The sequence below is a fragment of the Acinetobacter sp. AHP123 genome (genome assembly GCF_023757925.1).
Lineage (GTDB): Bacteria > Pseudomonadota > Gammaproteobacteria > Pseudomonadales > Moraxellaceae > Acinetobacter > Acinetobacter oleivorans.
Map to the genome: position 1 here is coordinate 3,392,395 of NZ_CP092454.1, position 17,093 is coordinate 3,409,487.

Consider the following 17,093-nt stretch of genomic DNA (forward strand, 5'->3'; position numbering starts at 1 on the left):
TAAATAGGTTATTTCCATGACAGAACCTTTAGCAGTTTTAGGCGGTATTACTGCCGAACAATTTTTAGCAGAATATTGGCAAAAAAAACCTTTACTGGTACGTAACGGGTTGCCAGAAATTGTCGGTCTTTTAGAACCTCAAGATGTGCAAGAACTTGCTTTGGAAGAACATGCGAGTGCCCGACTCATTCGCCAAAAAGATAAAAATCCAAATGAATGGCACGTCAAGTCTTCACCTTTAACCAAGGGTGATTTTCAAAAGCTACCAAAACTATGGTCAATTTTAGTACAGGCGGTAGATCACTATTCATTTGATCTGTCTGAACTTTGGAAAAAATTTCCATTTATTCCTCAATGGCGCCGTGATGACATTATGGTCTCTTACGCTCCTAAAGGTGGTTCGGTAGGAAAGCATTTTGATTTTTATGATGTGTTTCTAGTTCAAGGTCATGGACATCGTCGCTGGCAGTTAGGACAAATGTGCGATGCAAATACTGCCTTTGTACCAAATCAACCATTAAAACTATTGCCAGAAATAGATGTGCAATTTGATGAAATTTTGGCACCTGGTGATTTGCTATATGTTCCACCTGGAATGGCACATTATGGCGTTGCTGAAGATGATTGCCTAACGTTCTCATTTGGCTTTCGCATGCCAAACGTTGCAGGGATGATGGAACGTATTAGTGATCAATTTTCAGCTAATAGTTTATTGCAAAATCCTGTTGCCGACATCGCGCGCCAACAGATAAGTCAAATTGGTGAAATTAATACCTTTGAACTTAGCCACCTAAAAGACTTAGTATTAGCTCAATTACAAGATTCGGCAGCACTTGATGCTGCTATCATGTCTTATATGAGTGAACCTAAATATCCGGATAATATTCCAGAGGCTGATGAAATCGAAGCCGATGACTTGAAGGAAATTTTATACGAAGGTTACGAAGTTCTTTTAGAGCCTGCCTCTCGCCTACTCTATACAGAAAAAAACGGAACCCTAAACTTTTGGGGCAATGGTGAAGCGCTATTTATAGCTGAGTCCTTTGAGCAAAAGTTAAAAGCAATTGCTAATGGAGAAAGTCTAGCTTTCGATAGCCAATTTAATAATGATGAAACGCTAGAAAATGTTGCTCACTTGTTAAATGAATCTATTCTGATGCTTTTACCTCCTGCCGAGTAAACGTCTTCATAAAGGTGGACTTTTTCATGAACGTGGAAAAGTCTACTTTTTAAATTAACAATCTAACTCAAAATAAACTCGATTATTGCTCATTAAATTTACCTGTAAATCCTTAAATAGCGCGTAATCAAAGTTATTAAGCGTAAGAAATTTTGAAATCAAAATTAAAAATAGAAAACCTTATTATTAAAGAAATAACATACCTCTTACTTACTTTTCCCTTAAAATTTAAACGATACCGTTTAAAAAAATAATATCTTTTTTCTATCAATAACAAACAATACCTTGTAAAATTAAACATCCAGATTCTCATTAATACAGATCACAGTTCAAGCGAATAGCAATTCATTTGTGAGAGGCTAAAAAATATGTCGAAAAAAGATGACATTATTAACACCGCATTAAGACTTTTTAACTCGTATAGCTATAATTCTATAGGGGTAGATCGCATCATTAATGAATCTGGCGTTGCAAAAATGACTTTCTATAAGCATTTTCCATCAAAAGAAAAATTAATTGAAGAATGCCTACTTCTACGGAATACGCTTTTACAAAACTCTCTGACTTCGGCCTTATCACAACATGATGAGTTAGACCCTCTCGCGAGAATTAAAGCAGTATTCTTATGGTATTCCGACTGGTTTAATAGTGAAGATTTTAATGGCTGTATGTTTCAAAAAGCTTTGGAAGAAGTTTTAAAACAGTATCCGTCAACACACCAACCTGCTACGTTGTATAAAGCTTGGTTGACTCAACTTATGCAAAATCTTCTTAATCAATATGATGTAAAAGAACCTGGTCCTTTATCTTTACTACTCGTTAATATATTGGAAGGTATGACCATTCAAGCTCAGGTCGAACATGGTTCAATAAAAATTTATGATTATTGGAATCGAGTTGAAAAGTTAATCGACTTTGAAAGAGCCGCTTAAAAATAAAGCGTGATGTTCTTCTTCTTATATTAATGTTCTTCTTATCTATCACGCTGCGTCTGAAAGTCATTTTGGTTCAAAATTAGACGTTTTTTTCGACCCTACCGAACCAAAATATACAGACCTGTCTGTACAAAAAAGATTATATATTTAAAAAATAAAAACTCAATCATTTTTTATGATTCATTTAAAGATAAATTAGATTTAACTATTTATCAGAGTGGAATAGCAGTTATTTCATATTAGCTTCAATTCACTTATACTTAACAATTAAACTTATAACACAATGCAACACTTTAGACACAAAAGAACTACAAACAACTGTTTTTAATTAAAAATACTACTTATTTATCAGTTCCCCTTATATTGCTTTTCAACAAAAACAATTGGATTGATTAGTTTTGCTACATTCATTTGTGCAAGATCAATCTATACTATGCCCGCTATATTGATATAGGTATAAAGTATGAAAGATGGACTCCAAATTGAAGAAATGAAAAATGCGGCTGATTCAGTCGTTGGAATTCTCAAATCTTTGGCGAATACAGATCGTTTATTAATTTTATGTCATTTAGCTTATGAAGAGCTAAATGTCTCACAAATTGAAGAGAAGACTCAAATTACACAGCCCACTCTTTCACAACAACTTATGATGCTACGTAAAAGTGACGTTGTATCAACTCGTCGTGATGGTAAGCAAATTTTTTATTCTATTAAGGACGACAATATGCATTCAATTTTAAATACGCTTCACCAACTGTACTGCGCAAGTAAATAATATCTTTAAACTATAAATTTATAATAATATTAGTAATTTCCTGAAATATGCGATTTTTCAGCTTGAAAGCTTAGAGTTTAGTCCAAGCACAGAGTTTTGAAAATTCGCGTAGCTTTTCCAAAGTCTCACTGGTCCCCTTTATTATTTCATCTATTCATTTCTCTGCGATTTGATAGTTATTTGATATAACTCTTTTTCTGACGAACAATTAACAAGCAAAACAATTAAAGAGAAAAGTTAAATTTCAATAATAAATAAAATTAAAACAATAGTTTAATATTACCAATCACTATAAAAAAATCTAGTTAGCATAAAAAAGCTTAAGATTCACTTAACTTAAGTATAAAATACTCCGCTTGTTCAACCTTTAGCCATGAATAGGTTAATAAGGTCTTTATATGCTTGAATTCTTTTCTCGATTAAGCTTGGTAGCCAAGATTATTTTCGCCATTATTTTAGGTATTGGCGTTGCATTATTATTTCCAGACGTTACGCCATATTTAAGTTTGTTTGGTGAGCTTTTTATTAAAGCATTAAAATCTGTTGCGCCTATTTTAGTTTTTGTATTAGTACTTTCCTCTATCGCCAACTTCCAAGTCGGTCATAGTGCAAATTTACGTCCAATCTTGATTTTATATGTAGTAGGTATGTTGCTTGCTGCTTTCACAGCTGTGATTGTTAGTCTTTCTTTTCCTAGTACTTTGTTCCTTAACACTGTTTCGCACAATGATTTGCAAGCCCCAGGAAGTCTAGCCGATATTTTAAAAAATCTGCTTTTGAGCTTTATTGCGAACCCTGTTCAAGCAATTAGTGAAGCAAACTTTATCGGTATTTTAGCTTGGGCAATTGGCTTAGGTTTGGCTATGCGCCATAGCTCAGAAACCACCAAAGAAGTAATGCAAGATGTTGCTCATGCTGTCAGTGCTATTATTCATAAAGTAATTGCTTTTGCACCTGTTGGTATTTTTGGTTTGGTTGCAGTAACTTTTGCTGACGCCGGCCTCGCAACTCTTGAAAGTTATGCGCAATTATTAATAGTACTATTGGGTACGATGTTCTTTGTTGCCTTAGTTATTAATCCAATTCTTGTTGCACTTACCATACGCGGGAATCCGTACCCTCTTGTATTTAAGTGTCTTAAAGAAAGTGGGATTACTGCTTTTTTCACACGAAGTTCAGCAGCCAACATTCCAGTTAACTTAGATTTAGCAGAACGCTTAGGTGTTAATCCATCTACAGCAAGTGTGTCCATCCCATTAGGTGCGACAATTAATATGGCGGGTGCAGCAGTAACAATTACTGTACTTACGCTAGCAACTGTACATACGCTTGGAATTCATGTTGATTTTGCAACAATGCTTATTTTATCAGTTGTTGCTACAGTTTCAGCATGTGGTGCTTCTGGTGTAGCTGGTGGTTCTTTACTTCTGATTCCAGTAGCGTGTAGTCTATTTGGTATTTCAACTGAAATTGCTATGCAAGTCGTGGCTATTGGTATGATTATTAGTGTATTGCAAGACTCTACAGAAACAGCACTTAACTCTTCTACGGATGTTTTATTTACCGCAGCTGTAGATATTCGTTCTAAACAAGCTTCTTAAGCACATGCCATTTCAACGTCTACCAAACTGGTTCCAACTCGGAGCCTTTTTACTGGCATTCAATGCCGGAATGATTAATGTATTAGGGTTAATTACCCTTTTGCATCAATCTATTTCACATATGACTGGCAACGTTAGTATGCTAGCTATGAGTTTGGTAGAATGGCAGCCAGAACATATCATTTTCTTGATTCTGGTAATTATTTGTTATGTTTGCGGTTCATTTTATAGTGGTTTTATTTTAGGCAGCAGCCATTTTCGATTAGGTCGTCGGTATGGCCTACCTTTGAGTCTTGTTGCCTTATTCATTTTTCTTTGTTGGCTATTACTTCCTTATTTTCCACGCTATGGATTATTATGGGCTTGTACAGCGATGGGCTTACAAAATGCAATGGTAAGCCATTATAAAGGAACCATTATTCGAACTACCCATCTATCGGGTGTTTTAACAGATATTGGTTTAGCACTTGGATATAAAGCCAGAGGCTTACCAGTAGAAAACCGACGTATTGTTTTACACTTACTTATTTTTACAGGTTTTCTGCTTGGTGGGATTCTCGCAGCGCTCGTACATCCGTATTTAAAGTTACAAGCATTTTTATTGCCAGCAACTTTAAGCTTAGTCTTAAGTATTTCTTACTGGGTAGTTTATCTCTATAGCCCTTCAACATCTCATAAGGATTAAGTCATGGTTAAAAATGCCTTACAAGCACAGCTACTAAAAGCTGGGTTAGTGGATAATAAAAAAGCAAAAAAACTAACAAAACAAGCTCATCATGAGCAACGTATCGGTCAAAGTGATGAACCAGCAATCAAAGCGAATATTGAAAAAGCTCAACAAGAAAAGTTAGCTAAAGATCAGGCTTTAAACTTAGAAAAACAACAACAACTTGAGGAAAAAGTCCTCAAAGCATCAATCATTCAAATGATTAAACATCATAAAATTTCAAATACTGAGGGTGATAGTGTTTATCAATTTATTGATGAGGGTAAGATCAAGAAGGTATACATTTCTCAGCAAGTATATAATGCACTTGTTAGCGGTAGCTTAGTCATTGCTAAAGATCAAGATCAATACGCTTATTTGCCAAAAGCTTTAGCTGAAAAAATCGACCAAAAAATGCAAGGTTTCATTTTAATGAATAATGCTGAGAAAAATGAACAAGCCACTGATGAAGAAGATCCTTATGCAGCGTATGTTATTCCTGATGATTTAATGTGGTAATACATACAAGGGCCTTTATGATGCAAATCTAAGGGCCTTTTTTGATTTGGGTTAAAAATATTAATTTAACAAATGTTCAAAATATTAAGAAAAAATACTTAAAGAATAAATTCCTTCACCACTTTATCTATTAATCCCGATATAATAAATCATAATTTTTTAAGTCCTCGCGACATTCTTGAAGATTTCTTCAGGTATCCAAATTTTACGTCATGTACTAATGAATGACGTACAACGTAATCAGTTCTGTGTATTTACACATACTCAAAAGATCGAAAACTAAGTGATATTGATCTGACTGACTTTCTTGTAAATTTAATTGCAAAGACTTAATTAAGTGGCTTTTGTCTTAAAGGTAGTAATTCATGCTGAAGTGGTTTGAAAAACTTGTAGATCCCTACCCAACAAAAGGTCTGGATGAACCTTTACCAACTCGTTTTTTTCCATTTATTTGGCAAGCGACGGAAGGCTTACGCCCTTACTTATTATTACTTATTCTTTTTACAGCAGGTGCTGCAAGCTTTGAAGCCTTACTTTTTTCAAAGATTGGACAACTCGTAGATTGGTTAAGTAAAAGTCATCCTGAAAGTTTTTTAAGTCAACATGCAACTGATCTATTGCTTTTAATTGGTGTTTTATTTGCCAATATCTTTTTTGTAAATATTCAATCTATTATTAAACATCAGATTTTATATAGTACTTTTCCAATGCGTTTGCGTTGGCGGTTCCATAATCTTTTATTGAAACAAAGCTTAGATTTTTTCCATAACGACTTTGCTGGAAGACTTTCTGCAAAAGTGATGCAAACTGCTCTGGCAATCCGTGAATTCTGGATTATTTTGGGCGACATGTTGGCTTATGTCGCTATTTACTTTATTACGGTTAGCATTGTCCTTGGGGCTATTTCACCTATTTTGTTAATACCACTTTTAGTTTGGTTAACTTTATTTCTCTTAAGTGCATGGTTCTTTATTCCTCGTTTAAGTAAAGTTTCGCAACAACAAGCTGATGCCAGAGCAGTGATGACTGGCCGTATTACCGATGCTTACACCAATATTCAAACTGTTAAGTTGTTTGCTCATGCAGGACGTGAGAGCCAGTATGCCAAAGCATCAATGAAAGAGTTTATGACAACTGTCTATGCTCAGATGCGTTTAGGCACTCTTTTTGAAATAAGTATCAACATGCTATCAGCTGTTTTATTTATTGGCGTTATTGGCACTTCAGTTTGGCTATGGACTCAAGGTTTAGCAGCATTAGGTGTAATTGCGGCGACTACTGCCATGATTTTAAAGCTTAATAGTATGGCTGAATTTATGATGTGGCATATGTCAGCGTTATTTGAAAATGTCGGAACCATTCAAGATGGTATGCAAACATTAGGTAAAAAAATCAATATTCAAGACAAACCAGATGCAAAAACTCTTGAAGTTGCCAAAGGTGAGATTGTATTCAAAGATGTGAGTTTTGCTTATAACAATAAAAATGTAATTGATCACTTCAATTTACATATTAAAGCAGGCGAAAAGATTGGTATTGTTGGGCGTTCAGGTGCAGGTAAATCAACTCTAATCCAACTACTTTTACATTTTTATCATCTTAAAGACGGTGAAATTTTAATTGATGGGCAAAATATTGAAAATGTGACTCAAGATAGTCTTAGAGCAAATATTGCCTTAGTAACCCAAGATACGTCTTTATTACATCGCTCAGTGGCTGAAAATATTAAATATGGCCGTCCAGATGCATCTGATGCCGAGATGGAGAATGCTGTAAATAAAGCAAAAGCAGCCGAATTTATACCTCAATTGGTTGATTTAAAAGGTCGTAATGGATATCACGCCCAAGTCGGTGAACGTGGTGTAAAACTTTCTGGCGGTCAAAGACAACGTATTGCTATCGCACGTGTATTCTTAAAAGATGCACCTATTCTCATTTTAGATGAAGCGACCAGTGCACTAGATTCAGAAGTTGAAGCAGCAATTCAATCCAGTTTAAATGACCTTATGGTTGATAAAACGGTTATTGCAATTGCACACCGATTATCTACTATTGCACAAATGGACCGTTTAATTGTTCTTGATGAAGGTCGAATTGCTGAGCAAGGAACACATGAAGAGCTAATTGCTCAAAATGGAATATATGCACAATTATGGAAACGCCAAACAGGTGGCTTCCTGTTTGAACAAAAAGTTTTACAGGGTCAAGATTAATGCTTTATTTAGAAGATTTGAAAATTGGTGATCGTTTCATTAGCCGTGAATATGAAATCACCTTAGATGAAATCAAAAAATTTGCAAACTCCTATGACCCTCAAACATTTCACACAGATGAAGAGCAAGCTAAGCATGACCCTATTTTTCAGGGGATTGCTGCAAGTGGTTGGCATACGTCAGCCATCACTATGCGTTTATGGACAGAGTGTATGCCTATTCATGGCGGCCTCATAGGTTCCGAATCTAGTCTACGATGGCCACGTCCCACCCGACCTGGTGACAGAATTCATGTTGAAGCTGAAATTTCAGCTATCACACCATCCAAAACAAAATTAGATCGTGGTATTGTTAGTTACGTTACTCAAGCCTTAAATCAACATGGGGATGTTTTACTTATTTCAACAACAAAAATTGTTGTCTTTAAAAAAAATGTTTAAAAATGGTTGATATGATTGTCTAACAGTTTTTATAAACTCAGATTATATTTCATGACAAGATGTGTAAGAAATGCATGTGAAAAATTGATGAGAGCAATGGAACGCATATGAAAATTACCTCAGCTCGTCAAGATCAGGGTATTCCGGGTGTCTATGGCTTATTGCTATTAGATGTTGTTTCACGTTGGGGATACAACGACGAAACATTATTTGCTCCATTTCATCTTACCAGCGAGCAACTGGCTGACCCTGACTATCGCATTTCTACACCAGTAGCAAATGAACTAGTAAAACACGCGCTTAATTTAACTGGCGAAACTACGTTGGGTTACCATCTTGGTACTCAAATGCGTATTTCAATTCATGGCTTCATTGGCTATGCAATTATGACAGCCAAAGATATTACAGAAGCAATTGCTCTTGCAGCTCGCTTTATTCAGCTACGCTTACCCTTTTTACAATTATATTTCTCAACTTTTGGGCCTAAAGCAACCTTACAATTACAGTGTGATATTGAACTTGAACCTTTACGTACAGAAATCGTTTTAGGTTTAACCATTGGTATCATGAGCATGGCTAAAGCGATTACTGGTATTGAAGATTTAGCTGGTGATGTAGATTTAGATTTCCCAGAACCAGAAGGTTTTGACAAATATAGAAATAAGCTAAGCAGCACAATTCGCTTTAACCAACCTCATTTAATTTCAAGTTTTGATAAAAAATATTTAGGAATTAAATTGGTTAATGCTGACCCTATCGCAAGTCAAGTTGCTATTAATCAGTGCGAAGCTGAACTATCCGCTTTAGGTGAACGCCGTCGTTTAGCAATGCGAGTTCGTGATATTTTAAGTAATTCTGAACAACATTATTTAAGCATCGAAAATGTAGCTGAATGTCTACATATGTCTGATCGAACGCTCAAACGTCAATTAGCAGCGGAAGGAACATCATTTTCAACGTTAGTTGATGAAGTACGCTATCGACATGCAACATCGTTACTTTCACGTACAGATTATAGTCTTGAACAAATTGCTGATGAACTTGGCTATTCGGACGTTGCAAATTTTAGCCGTGCTTTTAAACGCTGGAGCGGCCGCAGTCCGAGCAACTGGCGTAAAGACCCATACTTATAATTTTAAAACTATTGGACACAAGCTTAAGGAGTTACCATGAATCATCCTTCGGAACTGAAGTATGCACGTACACATGAGTGGGTAAAGATTGAGGGTGATCTTGTTATTACAGGGATTACCGATCATGCACAAGATGAACTTGGCGATTTGGTTTACGTTGAAACTCCAGAAGTTGGGAGTAAAGTTACTGCTGGCGAACAAGCTGGTGTGGTTGAATCAGTAAAAACTGCTTCTGATATCCATGCTCCTGTTTCAGGCACTGTAGTAGAAGTAAATACTGACCTTGAAGATGATCCTGATTTTGTAAATGACGATCCATATGGTAAGGGTTGGATTTATAAAATCAAACCAGACAACATTGCAGATGTTGAAAAACTTTTAACAAATGCAGAATATGAAGCTGGCTTATAAAAGATAGCTAAAGCTTTTCATATTTAATAAAAACCAGTTTAGTCTTAAACTGGTTTTTTTATCTATTCAAATTCAGCTTTACGAATCGGTGACCTCTATGACAAAGCTTGTTGTATTCTCTGGCGCTGGCATGAGTGCCGAAAGTGGAATTAGCACTTTTCGTGACAGTAATGGTCTATGGGAAAATTACGACATCCAACAAGTTGCCACACCTGAAGCATGGCAAAAGAACCCTGCTCTAGTTCAACGCTTTTACAATGAACGACGTAAAAATATTTTAGAATCTCAACCCAATTCAGCTCATCAATATATTGCAAAATTACAAGACTATTTTGACGTACAAGTTATTACTCAAAACATTGATGATTTACATGAACGTGCTGGAACTACCAAAGTTTTACATTTGCATGGAAACATTCGGTTAGCAAAAAGTTCTGGCCCAAGTGCACAATTCACAACTCAGTTTTATGACATTAACGGTTGGGAACTAAATTTAGAACATGACCTTTGCCCAGATGGTTATCCCCTTCGCCCACATGTTGTTTGGTTTGGTGAAGCTGTACCTGCTTATGAAGAAGCCATTACAGTCGTGCAAAGTGCAGATATTTTTATTGTAATCGGCTCTACATTAAGCGTATATCCGGTTGCGGGTTTAGTGCATGAAATTGCAGCTCAATGTAAAGCTTATTATATAGATCCAAAAGCAGATCATGGACGTGTTCCTCAACAATACGAATTATTAAAGATGCCAGCGACTCAAGGAATGCATGAACTTTTTGAAAATTTAACCAATTAATTGCTATTTTTAAGGACTAAATAATTTTAATTTGAATAAAAATTACTATTTTTTAGATAAAATTTTTTAACATTGTTCTAATTTTGCTCAATAAAACTTTATCCCCAAAGTCCGTTGTAACTAAATTTAGAGTTTTTTTTTTAAAAATATTTTTATTTTCCATAAAATCTTCAAAAAATAAATATTAAAAAATTATAAGTTAATGATTAATATTATAATTTTTCTCTTAAAAAACCCACTTATTTTAACTTACACAAAGATACAAAAGTACAATACAAAAATAACAGAGCAAAAAAAATCTTTTGTGGTTGAATCTCAACCTCTTGAATGCCGTACAAGAAAACAGCGACCTGGATTAGGTTACAATCACGGATTATGGATATAAGGACACACATCCATCATGAGTTATTTTGATCCCACCCTCATCATGTTTATGGTGTACATCGTAGCAATGGTACTTATTGGCTTATTTGCCTACCGTGCTACAAGCGACTTCTCAGATTATATTCTCGGTGGTCGTAGTTTAGGCAGTTTCGTTACTGCGTTATCCGCAGGCGCATCAGACATGAGTGGTTGGCTACTCATGGGTTTACCAGGAGCAATTTATCTTTCTGGTCTATCTGAAGCGTGGATTGCAATTGGTCTTATTATCGGTGCTTGGCTTAACTGGCTACTGGTTGCTGGTCGATTACGCGTTCATACTGAAATTCAAAACAATGCATTAACTTTGCCAGATTATTTTACAAGCCGTTTTGATGACCAGAAAAAAGTACTTCGTATTTTCTCTGCCGTTATCATCTTGGTTTTCTTCGCTATTTACTGTGCTTCAGGCATGGTAGCGGGTGCCCGTTTATTTGAAAATCTATTCGGTATGTCTTACAACACAGCTATTTGGCTCAGTGCTATTGCAACCATCAGTTATGTTTGTATCGGTGGATTCTTAGCAATTAGCTGGACTGATACATTCCAAGCTGGATTGATGATTTTTGCCCTGATTTTGACACCAATCGTAACTTACCTTGCAATTGGCGACACAACTCAGTTTGTAACGCTTATTGAAACTGCTCGCCCCCATGCATTTAATCTCATCTCAGATTTTGGTGTGGTAGCAGTTTTATCCTCCATGGCATGGGGTCTTGGTTACTTTGGTCAACCGCACATCCTTGTACGTTTCATGGCAGCCGACTCAGTAAAATCTATTCCTGCTGCTCGCCGTATTGGTATGACTTGGATGATCTTGTGTTTAGGTGGTGCTGTCGGTGCTGGTTTCTTCGGTATTGCTTATTTCGAGCAACATCCTGAATTAGCAGCAGTTGTGAGCAAAAACCCTGAAACTGTATTTATGGAATTGACTAAAATTTTATTCAATCCATGGCTTGTTGGTATCATTTTGGCTGCAATTTTAGCTGCTGTTATGAGTACCTTGAGCTGTCAGCTTTTAGTATGTTCAAGTGCCCTAACTGAAGATTTGTATAAAGGCTTCCTTCGTAAAAATGCATCTCAGAAAGAGCTTGTATGGGTGGGCCGTGTCATGGTCCTTGCCATTGCTGTTCTTGCGATTGCTCTTGCTGGTAACCCAGACAGTAAAGTGCTTGGTCTTGTTGCTTATGCGTGGGCTGGTTTCGGCGCAGCGTTTGGTCCGCTTATCATCTTGTCATTGTTCTGGAAACGTATGAATTTACAAGGTGCATTAGCTGGTATGATCGTTGGTGCAGTTGTGGTTATTGGTTGGAAAAATCTTTTCGCAAGCACAGGTGTTTACGAAATCATTCCGGGCTTTATCCTTGCATTTATCAGCATCATTGTAGTAAGTCTTTTAACTAAAGCGCCAAATACGACTGTAACTGGACGCTTTGAAGAAGCAGATAAACTCTACAAAGAAAGCGTATAAATCATTGAAATAAATAAAGGGGCTTTAGCCCCTTTATTTATTTTTGGTTTTAATTTTAATTTTTGAAGTATCTTTGACTACCTGCATTACTGGATAACTCCGAGTTTCTTTCACGCCTGGTAACTGCCATAGCACCTGCCCCGCAATACGTCTAAATTCTTCCATGCTGCCACTTCGTAATTTAATTAAAAAATCAAATCCTCCACTCACCATATGACATTCAACAATTTCCGGATAGTGAACCACAGCATCAATAAACTCATCTAAAACATTAGGTGTGGTTTTATCTAGTAATACTTCAACAAACACCAAAAAATTTGCATTTAATTTGACTGGATTTAATTTCGCTTCATAACCCAAAATGAAATCATCTTTCGTCAGCTTTTGAACTCGGGCCATCACAGCAGTTGGAGATAAATTCACAAGTTCAGCTAATTTACTGTTAGAAATACGCCCATCTGTTTGAAGAATATCCAAAATTTTTAAATCAGTGCGATCAAGGCTTAATATTGGGCCATTCATCTGAATTTTCCTCTAAAAAATGGGCTAAATATAGTGAGTTATTCGGTGTTTCTTCTGTAATGATAAATTATCTAAACCTCTCTACTCAAGATCTTTGTACGAGAGTCGGTTGGCGGAAACAGATATGAACACAATGGATACTTTTCATCAAATGGATAAATCTCACCAAGGCTATATCACCGAATTCAACGATAAAAGTGAGTTTGAACAACGCATCAATACAGCTTGGCGACGTGCTGAACCAGAAGCTGTAGAAGAGCTATTACAAGCTGCCGCGGTATCTGATGATTTAGATCATAAAATTTATGACCTTGCTTTTAATCTTGCTAATAATTTACGTGAACGTAAAACCTCTTCGGGTAAAGCAGGTATTGTTCAAGGGTTATTACAAGAATTCTCTCTTTCTTCACAAGAAGGCGTGGCACTCATGTGTCTTGCTGAAGCTTTGCTTCGTATTCCAGACTCAGCAACACGTGATTTGCTTATTCGAGATAAGATCAATCAAGGTAACTGGAAAGAACACGTTGGCCAAAGCAGCTTAATGTTTGTAAATGCTGCGGCATGGGGCCTCATGTTAACTGGTAAGCTTATGGAAACTCCAAAGCAAACTAGTCTTTCAAGTGTACTTACTGGCCTTTTGGCACGCAGTGGGCGTGGCATTATTCGCAAAGCTGTTGACGTTGCAATGCGTATGATGGGTGAGCAGTTTGTAACTGGTGAAACCATTGAAGAAGCTGTAGACCATGCGAAAGTACTTGAAGACAAAGGTTTTCGCTATTCGTACGACATGTTGGGTGAAGCAGCATTAACCGAACATGATGCTGAACGTTACTTTAACGATTATACGCAAGCCATTCATGCAATTGGTAAAGCATCGAATGGTAAAGGTGTTTATGATGGCCCGGGTATTTCAATCAAACTTTCTGCTTTACACCCTCGCTATCAACGTGCGCAAATTGAACGTGTTCATCAAGAACTTTACGGCAAAGTATTTGAACTCGCTCTTTTAGCTAAAAATTACAATATTGGTTTAAATATTGACGCAGAAGAATCAGAACGTTTAGAAATTTCACTTGAGTTACTTGAACGTCTTTGTTTCGAGCCAGAACTTGCAAACTGGAAAGGCATTGGCTTCGTTATTCAGGCTTATCAAAAACGCTGTTTCTTCGTAGTTGATTATATTATTGACCTTGCTAAACGCAGCCAAAAGCGCCTCATGATCCGTCTTGTGAAAGGTGCGTACTGGGATAGCGAAATTAAGAAAGCACAAATCGAAGGTATGGATGACTACCCTGTCTTCACGCGTAAAGTACATACAGATTTATCTTATATCGCTTGTGCTAAAAAATTACTTGCTGCGCCAGAATTCATCTATCCTCAATTTGCAACTCATAATGCTCAAACATTGGCAACGATCTATCAGTTAGCTGATCCGAGCAAATATTATGCGGGTCAATATGAATTCCAATGCTTACATGGCATGGGTGAACCGCTTTATGAACAAGTTGTTGGTCCACGCGAGCAAAATAAATTAGGCGTGCCATGCCGTATTTATGCTCCTGTTGGTAACCATGAAACGTTGTTAGCTTATTTAGTTCGTCGTTTACTTGAAAATGGCGCGAATACTTCATTCGTTAACCGTATTGCCGATAAAACACTTAAAGTTGAAGATCTTATCCAGTCTCCAATTTATGATATTCGTCATGCTGCTAAGCTTGAAGGTTCAGTTGGTTTAAAACACCCATCAATTCCATTACCTTTAGATATGTACGGATCACTCCGTAAAAACTCTAAAGGCTATGATTTAGCAAATGATACTCCACTTGAAGCTTTAGATAGCACAGCTCAACAGCTCCGTAATCGTATTTGGCAAAGTCATCCATTATTGGCAAATAACGATTCATTAGAGCAAGGTCATTCTGTTGCAATTACAAACCCAGCACAAAATGATGAAATTGTTGGGCACGTGCAAGAAGCTGATCTTAAGCATGTTGAAATTGCATTGAATGCGGCTGAACAAACTCAATCTGAATGGTCAAATACGCCTAAAGAACAACGTGCTCAATACTTAAAACGTGCAGCAGACCTCATGGAAAGTCGCATTCAAGAATTGATGGTTTTGCTTTGCCGTGAAAGCGGTAAAACCTATGCCAATGCAATCGCAGAAGTTCGTGAAGCTGTAGATTTCTTACGTTACTACGCAACTCAAGTCGAGAATCTTCCTACAAATACAGTGATTGAACCTTTAGGTACAGTACTTTGTATTAGCCCATGGAACTTCCCTCTTGCAATTTTCTCTGGCCAAATTGCTGCCGCATTAGTGAGTGGTAACTGCGTTATTGCCAAGCCTGCTGAACAGACTCCATTAATCGCAGCTCAAGCCGTTCAGATTTTATGGGAAGCTGGTATTCCACATGGTGCTGTACAGTTACTTCCTGGTCGTGGTGAAACAGTGGGTGCTCAGCTTAGCCAAGATAGTCGTATCGATGGCATCATGTTTACTGGCTCGACTGAAGTTGCCAAAATTTTACAGAAAACTGTTGCGAAACGTTTATCTGATAATGGTCAATCTATTCCTCTCATTGCAGAGACTGGCGGTCAAAACGCCATGATTGTGGATTCATCAGCGTTAACTGAACAAGTCGTACTTGATGTTGTAAGTTCTGCTTTTGATAGCGCGGGTCAACGTTGCTCGGCTTTACGTATTTTATGTGTGCAAGAAGACAGTGCTGCAAGCGTTATTAAAATGCTTAAAGGTGCAATGCAACAGTTGATCGTAGGTAACCCTGCAATTTTAAAAACTGACATTGGTCCTGTTATTGATGAAGAAGCAAAGCAGACGATTGACCAGCACATCCAAAAAATGAAATCTAAAGGCTACCCTGTACATCAGTTGATGTTTGGTGCAACAAGCCAGAATGAATTAGATAAAGGAACTTTTGTTGTACCAACAGCAATTGAGTTACCTAATCTTGATGATTTGCAACGTGAAGTCTTTGGTCCAGTTTTACACATCATTACCTATAAGTATGGTGAACTCGAACAACTCATCTCACGTATTAATGCCAAAGGTTATGGTTTAACAATGGGTCTACATACCCGTATTGATGAAACCATCCAAACCGTCATTCAGCATGCTGAAGTTGGTAACCTCTATATCAACCGTAATATTGTTGGTGCTGTAGTTGGTGTACAACCATTCGGTGGTGAAGGTCTATCTGGTACAGGTCCAAAAGCTGGTGGTCCGCTCTATATGTACCGCTTAATGCAGCATTGTTCAAACAAAGTACTGGCAACACCATTTGCCATGAAGAATGAACAAACTGCTTTTGAAGGTTTTAACCGTGAGGTTTATCAGAGCTTACAAAATTGGGCGAAACAGCATTTACCGCAAGCAAATCGTGAGATTGAACCATTTGGTGTGGGTAAATTCTATGAGTTACAAGGCCCTACTGGGGAAAGTAACCAATATATTATTTTGCCGCGCCATCGTGTGCTTTCAATTGCAGACACTGAACAAAATCAATTGCATCAGTTGCTCGCAATTTTTGCAGTGGGTAGCCAAGCAGCAGTAATGCCTAATAGTCCATTATTGGCAAAATACAAACAAACTTTGCCAAAAGATGTGCTTGCAGCAATTACTACGGTTAAAAATATTACATCAGATGATTTTGATGCAGTTTTACACCATGGTAACCGTGAAGAAATCTTCTCATTACAGCAAGAAGTTGCTAAGCGTTCTGGTGCAATTGTTGGTATTACGCACGTTGAGCCGAATGAAAATATTCCACTTGAACGTTTAGTGATTGAGCGTGCGATTAGTGTGAATACAGCTGCAGCTGGTGGTAACGCAAGCTTAATGACAATGACTGATTAATCGATAATTTTTCTAAAAAAGCCCAAATCTAAGTATTTGGGCTTTTTTATTTAATAAAGTAATCTATTCTTAAATATATAAATTTTATCAAATT

At 36.9% G+C, this 17,093-nt stretch carries 14 protein-coding genes; 13 read left to right on the plus strand and 1 reads right to left on the minus strand.

The annotated features are described in order from the left end of the window. Positions 1-16 precede the first annotated feature (16 nt). From MJX77_RS16130 to putP, 12 genes are all read left to right on the plus strand, one after another. Complete coding sequence (locus tag MJX77_RS16130; protein ID WP_252059647.1) at positions 17-1,180, plus strand: ribosomal protein uL16 3-hydroxylase; 1,164 nt, start codon at positions 17-19, stop codon at positions 1,178-1,180. 368 nt (positions 1,181-1,548) lie between these two features. Next, positions 1,549-2,112 carry a TetR/AcrR family transcriptional regulator gene (locus MJX77_RS16135; protein ID WP_004792769.1) on the plus strand — a complete coding sequence of 188 codons (564 nt, stop codon included), beginning with the start codon at positions 1,549-1,551 and terminating at the stop codon, positions 2,110-2,112. A gap of 466 nt (positions 2,113-2,578) precedes the next feature. Continuing rightward, the gene (locus MJX77_RS16140; RefSeq protein WP_002121379.1) at positions 2,579-2,890 is read left to right on the plus strand and encodes an ArsR/SmtB family transcription factor; all 312 of its coding nucleotides are present in this window, start codon (positions 2,579-2,581) and stop codon (positions 2,888-2,890) included. A 398-nt stretch (positions 2,891-3,288) separates the two neighbouring features. Continuing rightward, complete coding sequence (gene sstT, locus MJX77_RS16145; protein WP_151768068.1) at positions 3,289-4,491, plus strand: serine/threonine transporter SstT; 1,203 nt, start codon at positions 3,289-3,291, stop codon at positions 4,489-4,491. A gap of 4 nt (positions 4,492-4,495) precedes the next feature. Then, entirely contained in the window at positions 4,496-5,176 is a 681-nt protein-coding gene (locus MJX77_RS16150) for a YoaK family protein (RefSeq protein ID WP_252059649.1), read from the plus strand. A gap of 3 nt (positions 5,177-5,179) precedes the next feature. After that, the gene (locus MJX77_RS16155) at positions 5,180-5,716 is read left to right on the plus strand and encodes a DUF2058 domain-containing protein (protein ID WP_252059650.1); all 537 of its coding nucleotides are present in this window, start codon (positions 5,180-5,182) and stop codon (positions 5,714-5,716) included. A gap of 365 nt (positions 5,717-6,081) precedes the next feature. Continuing rightward, positions 6,082-7,929 (plus strand): ABC transporter ATP-binding protein, encoded by a 1,848-nt coding sequence (locus tag MJX77_RS16160; protein WP_192454220.1) that lies wholly within the window; start codon positions 6,082-6,084, stop codon positions 7,927-7,929. Beyond that, the gene (locus MJX77_RS16165; protein WP_004792778.1) at positions 7,929-8,369 is read left to right on the plus strand and encodes a MaoC family dehydratase; all 441 of its coding nucleotides are present in this window, start codon (positions 7,929-7,931) and stop codon (positions 8,367-8,369) included. The genes MJX77_RS16160 and MJX77_RS16165 overlap by 1 nt, the downstream gene beginning before the upstream one ends. Before the next feature lie 107 nt (positions 8,370-8,476). Next, positions 8,477-9,502 carry an AraC family transcriptional regulator gene (locus MJX77_RS16170; protein WP_004792780.1) on the plus strand — a complete coding sequence of 342 codons (1,026 nt, stop codon included), beginning with the start codon at positions 8,477-8,479 and terminating at the stop codon, positions 9,500-9,502. A gap of 36 nt (positions 9,503-9,538) precedes the next feature. Then, positions 9,539-9,913 (plus strand): glycine cleavage system protein GcvH, encoded by a 375-nt coding sequence (gene gcvH, locus MJX77_RS16175; protein ID WP_005069578.1) that lies wholly within the window; start codon positions 9,539-9,541, stop codon positions 9,911-9,913. An 88-nt stretch (positions 9,914-10,001) separates the two neighbouring features. Then, entirely contained in the window at positions 10,002-10,709 is a 708-nt protein-coding gene (locus MJX77_RS16180) for an SIR2 family NAD-dependent protein deacylase (RefSeq protein WP_252059652.1), read from the plus strand. Positions 10,710-11,109: 400 nt separating this feature from the next. Next, the gene (putP, locus tag MJX77_RS16185; RefSeq protein ID WP_252059654.1) at positions 11,110-12,600 is read left to right on the plus strand and encodes a sodium/proline symporter PutP; all 1,491 of its coding nucleotides are present in this window, start codon (positions 11,110-11,112) and stop codon (positions 12,598-12,600) included. A 33-nt stretch (positions 12,601-12,633) separates the two neighbouring features. Here the strand turns inward: putP and MJX77_RS16190 are convergent, their stop codons facing one another. Continuing rightward, positions 12,634-13,122 carry an Lrp/AsnC ligand binding domain-containing protein gene (locus MJX77_RS16190; RefSeq protein ID WP_005304655.1) on the minus strand — a complete coding sequence of 163 codons (489 nt, stop codon included), beginning with the start codon at positions 13,120-13,122 and terminating at the stop codon, positions 12,634-12,636. Between the two features lie 124 nt (positions 13,123-13,246). On the opposite strand from MJX77_RS16190, the gene putA reads away from it, so the two are divergent. Then, on the plus strand, positions 13,247-16,999 hold the full coding sequence (gene putA / locus MJX77_RS16195) for a trifunctional transcriptional regulator/proline dehydrogenase/L-glutamate gamma-semialdehyde dehydrogenase (protein ID WP_252059656.1): 3,753 nt from the start codon (positions 13,247-13,249) through the stop codon (positions 16,997-16,999). Positions 17,000-17,093 lie beyond the last annotated feature (94 nt).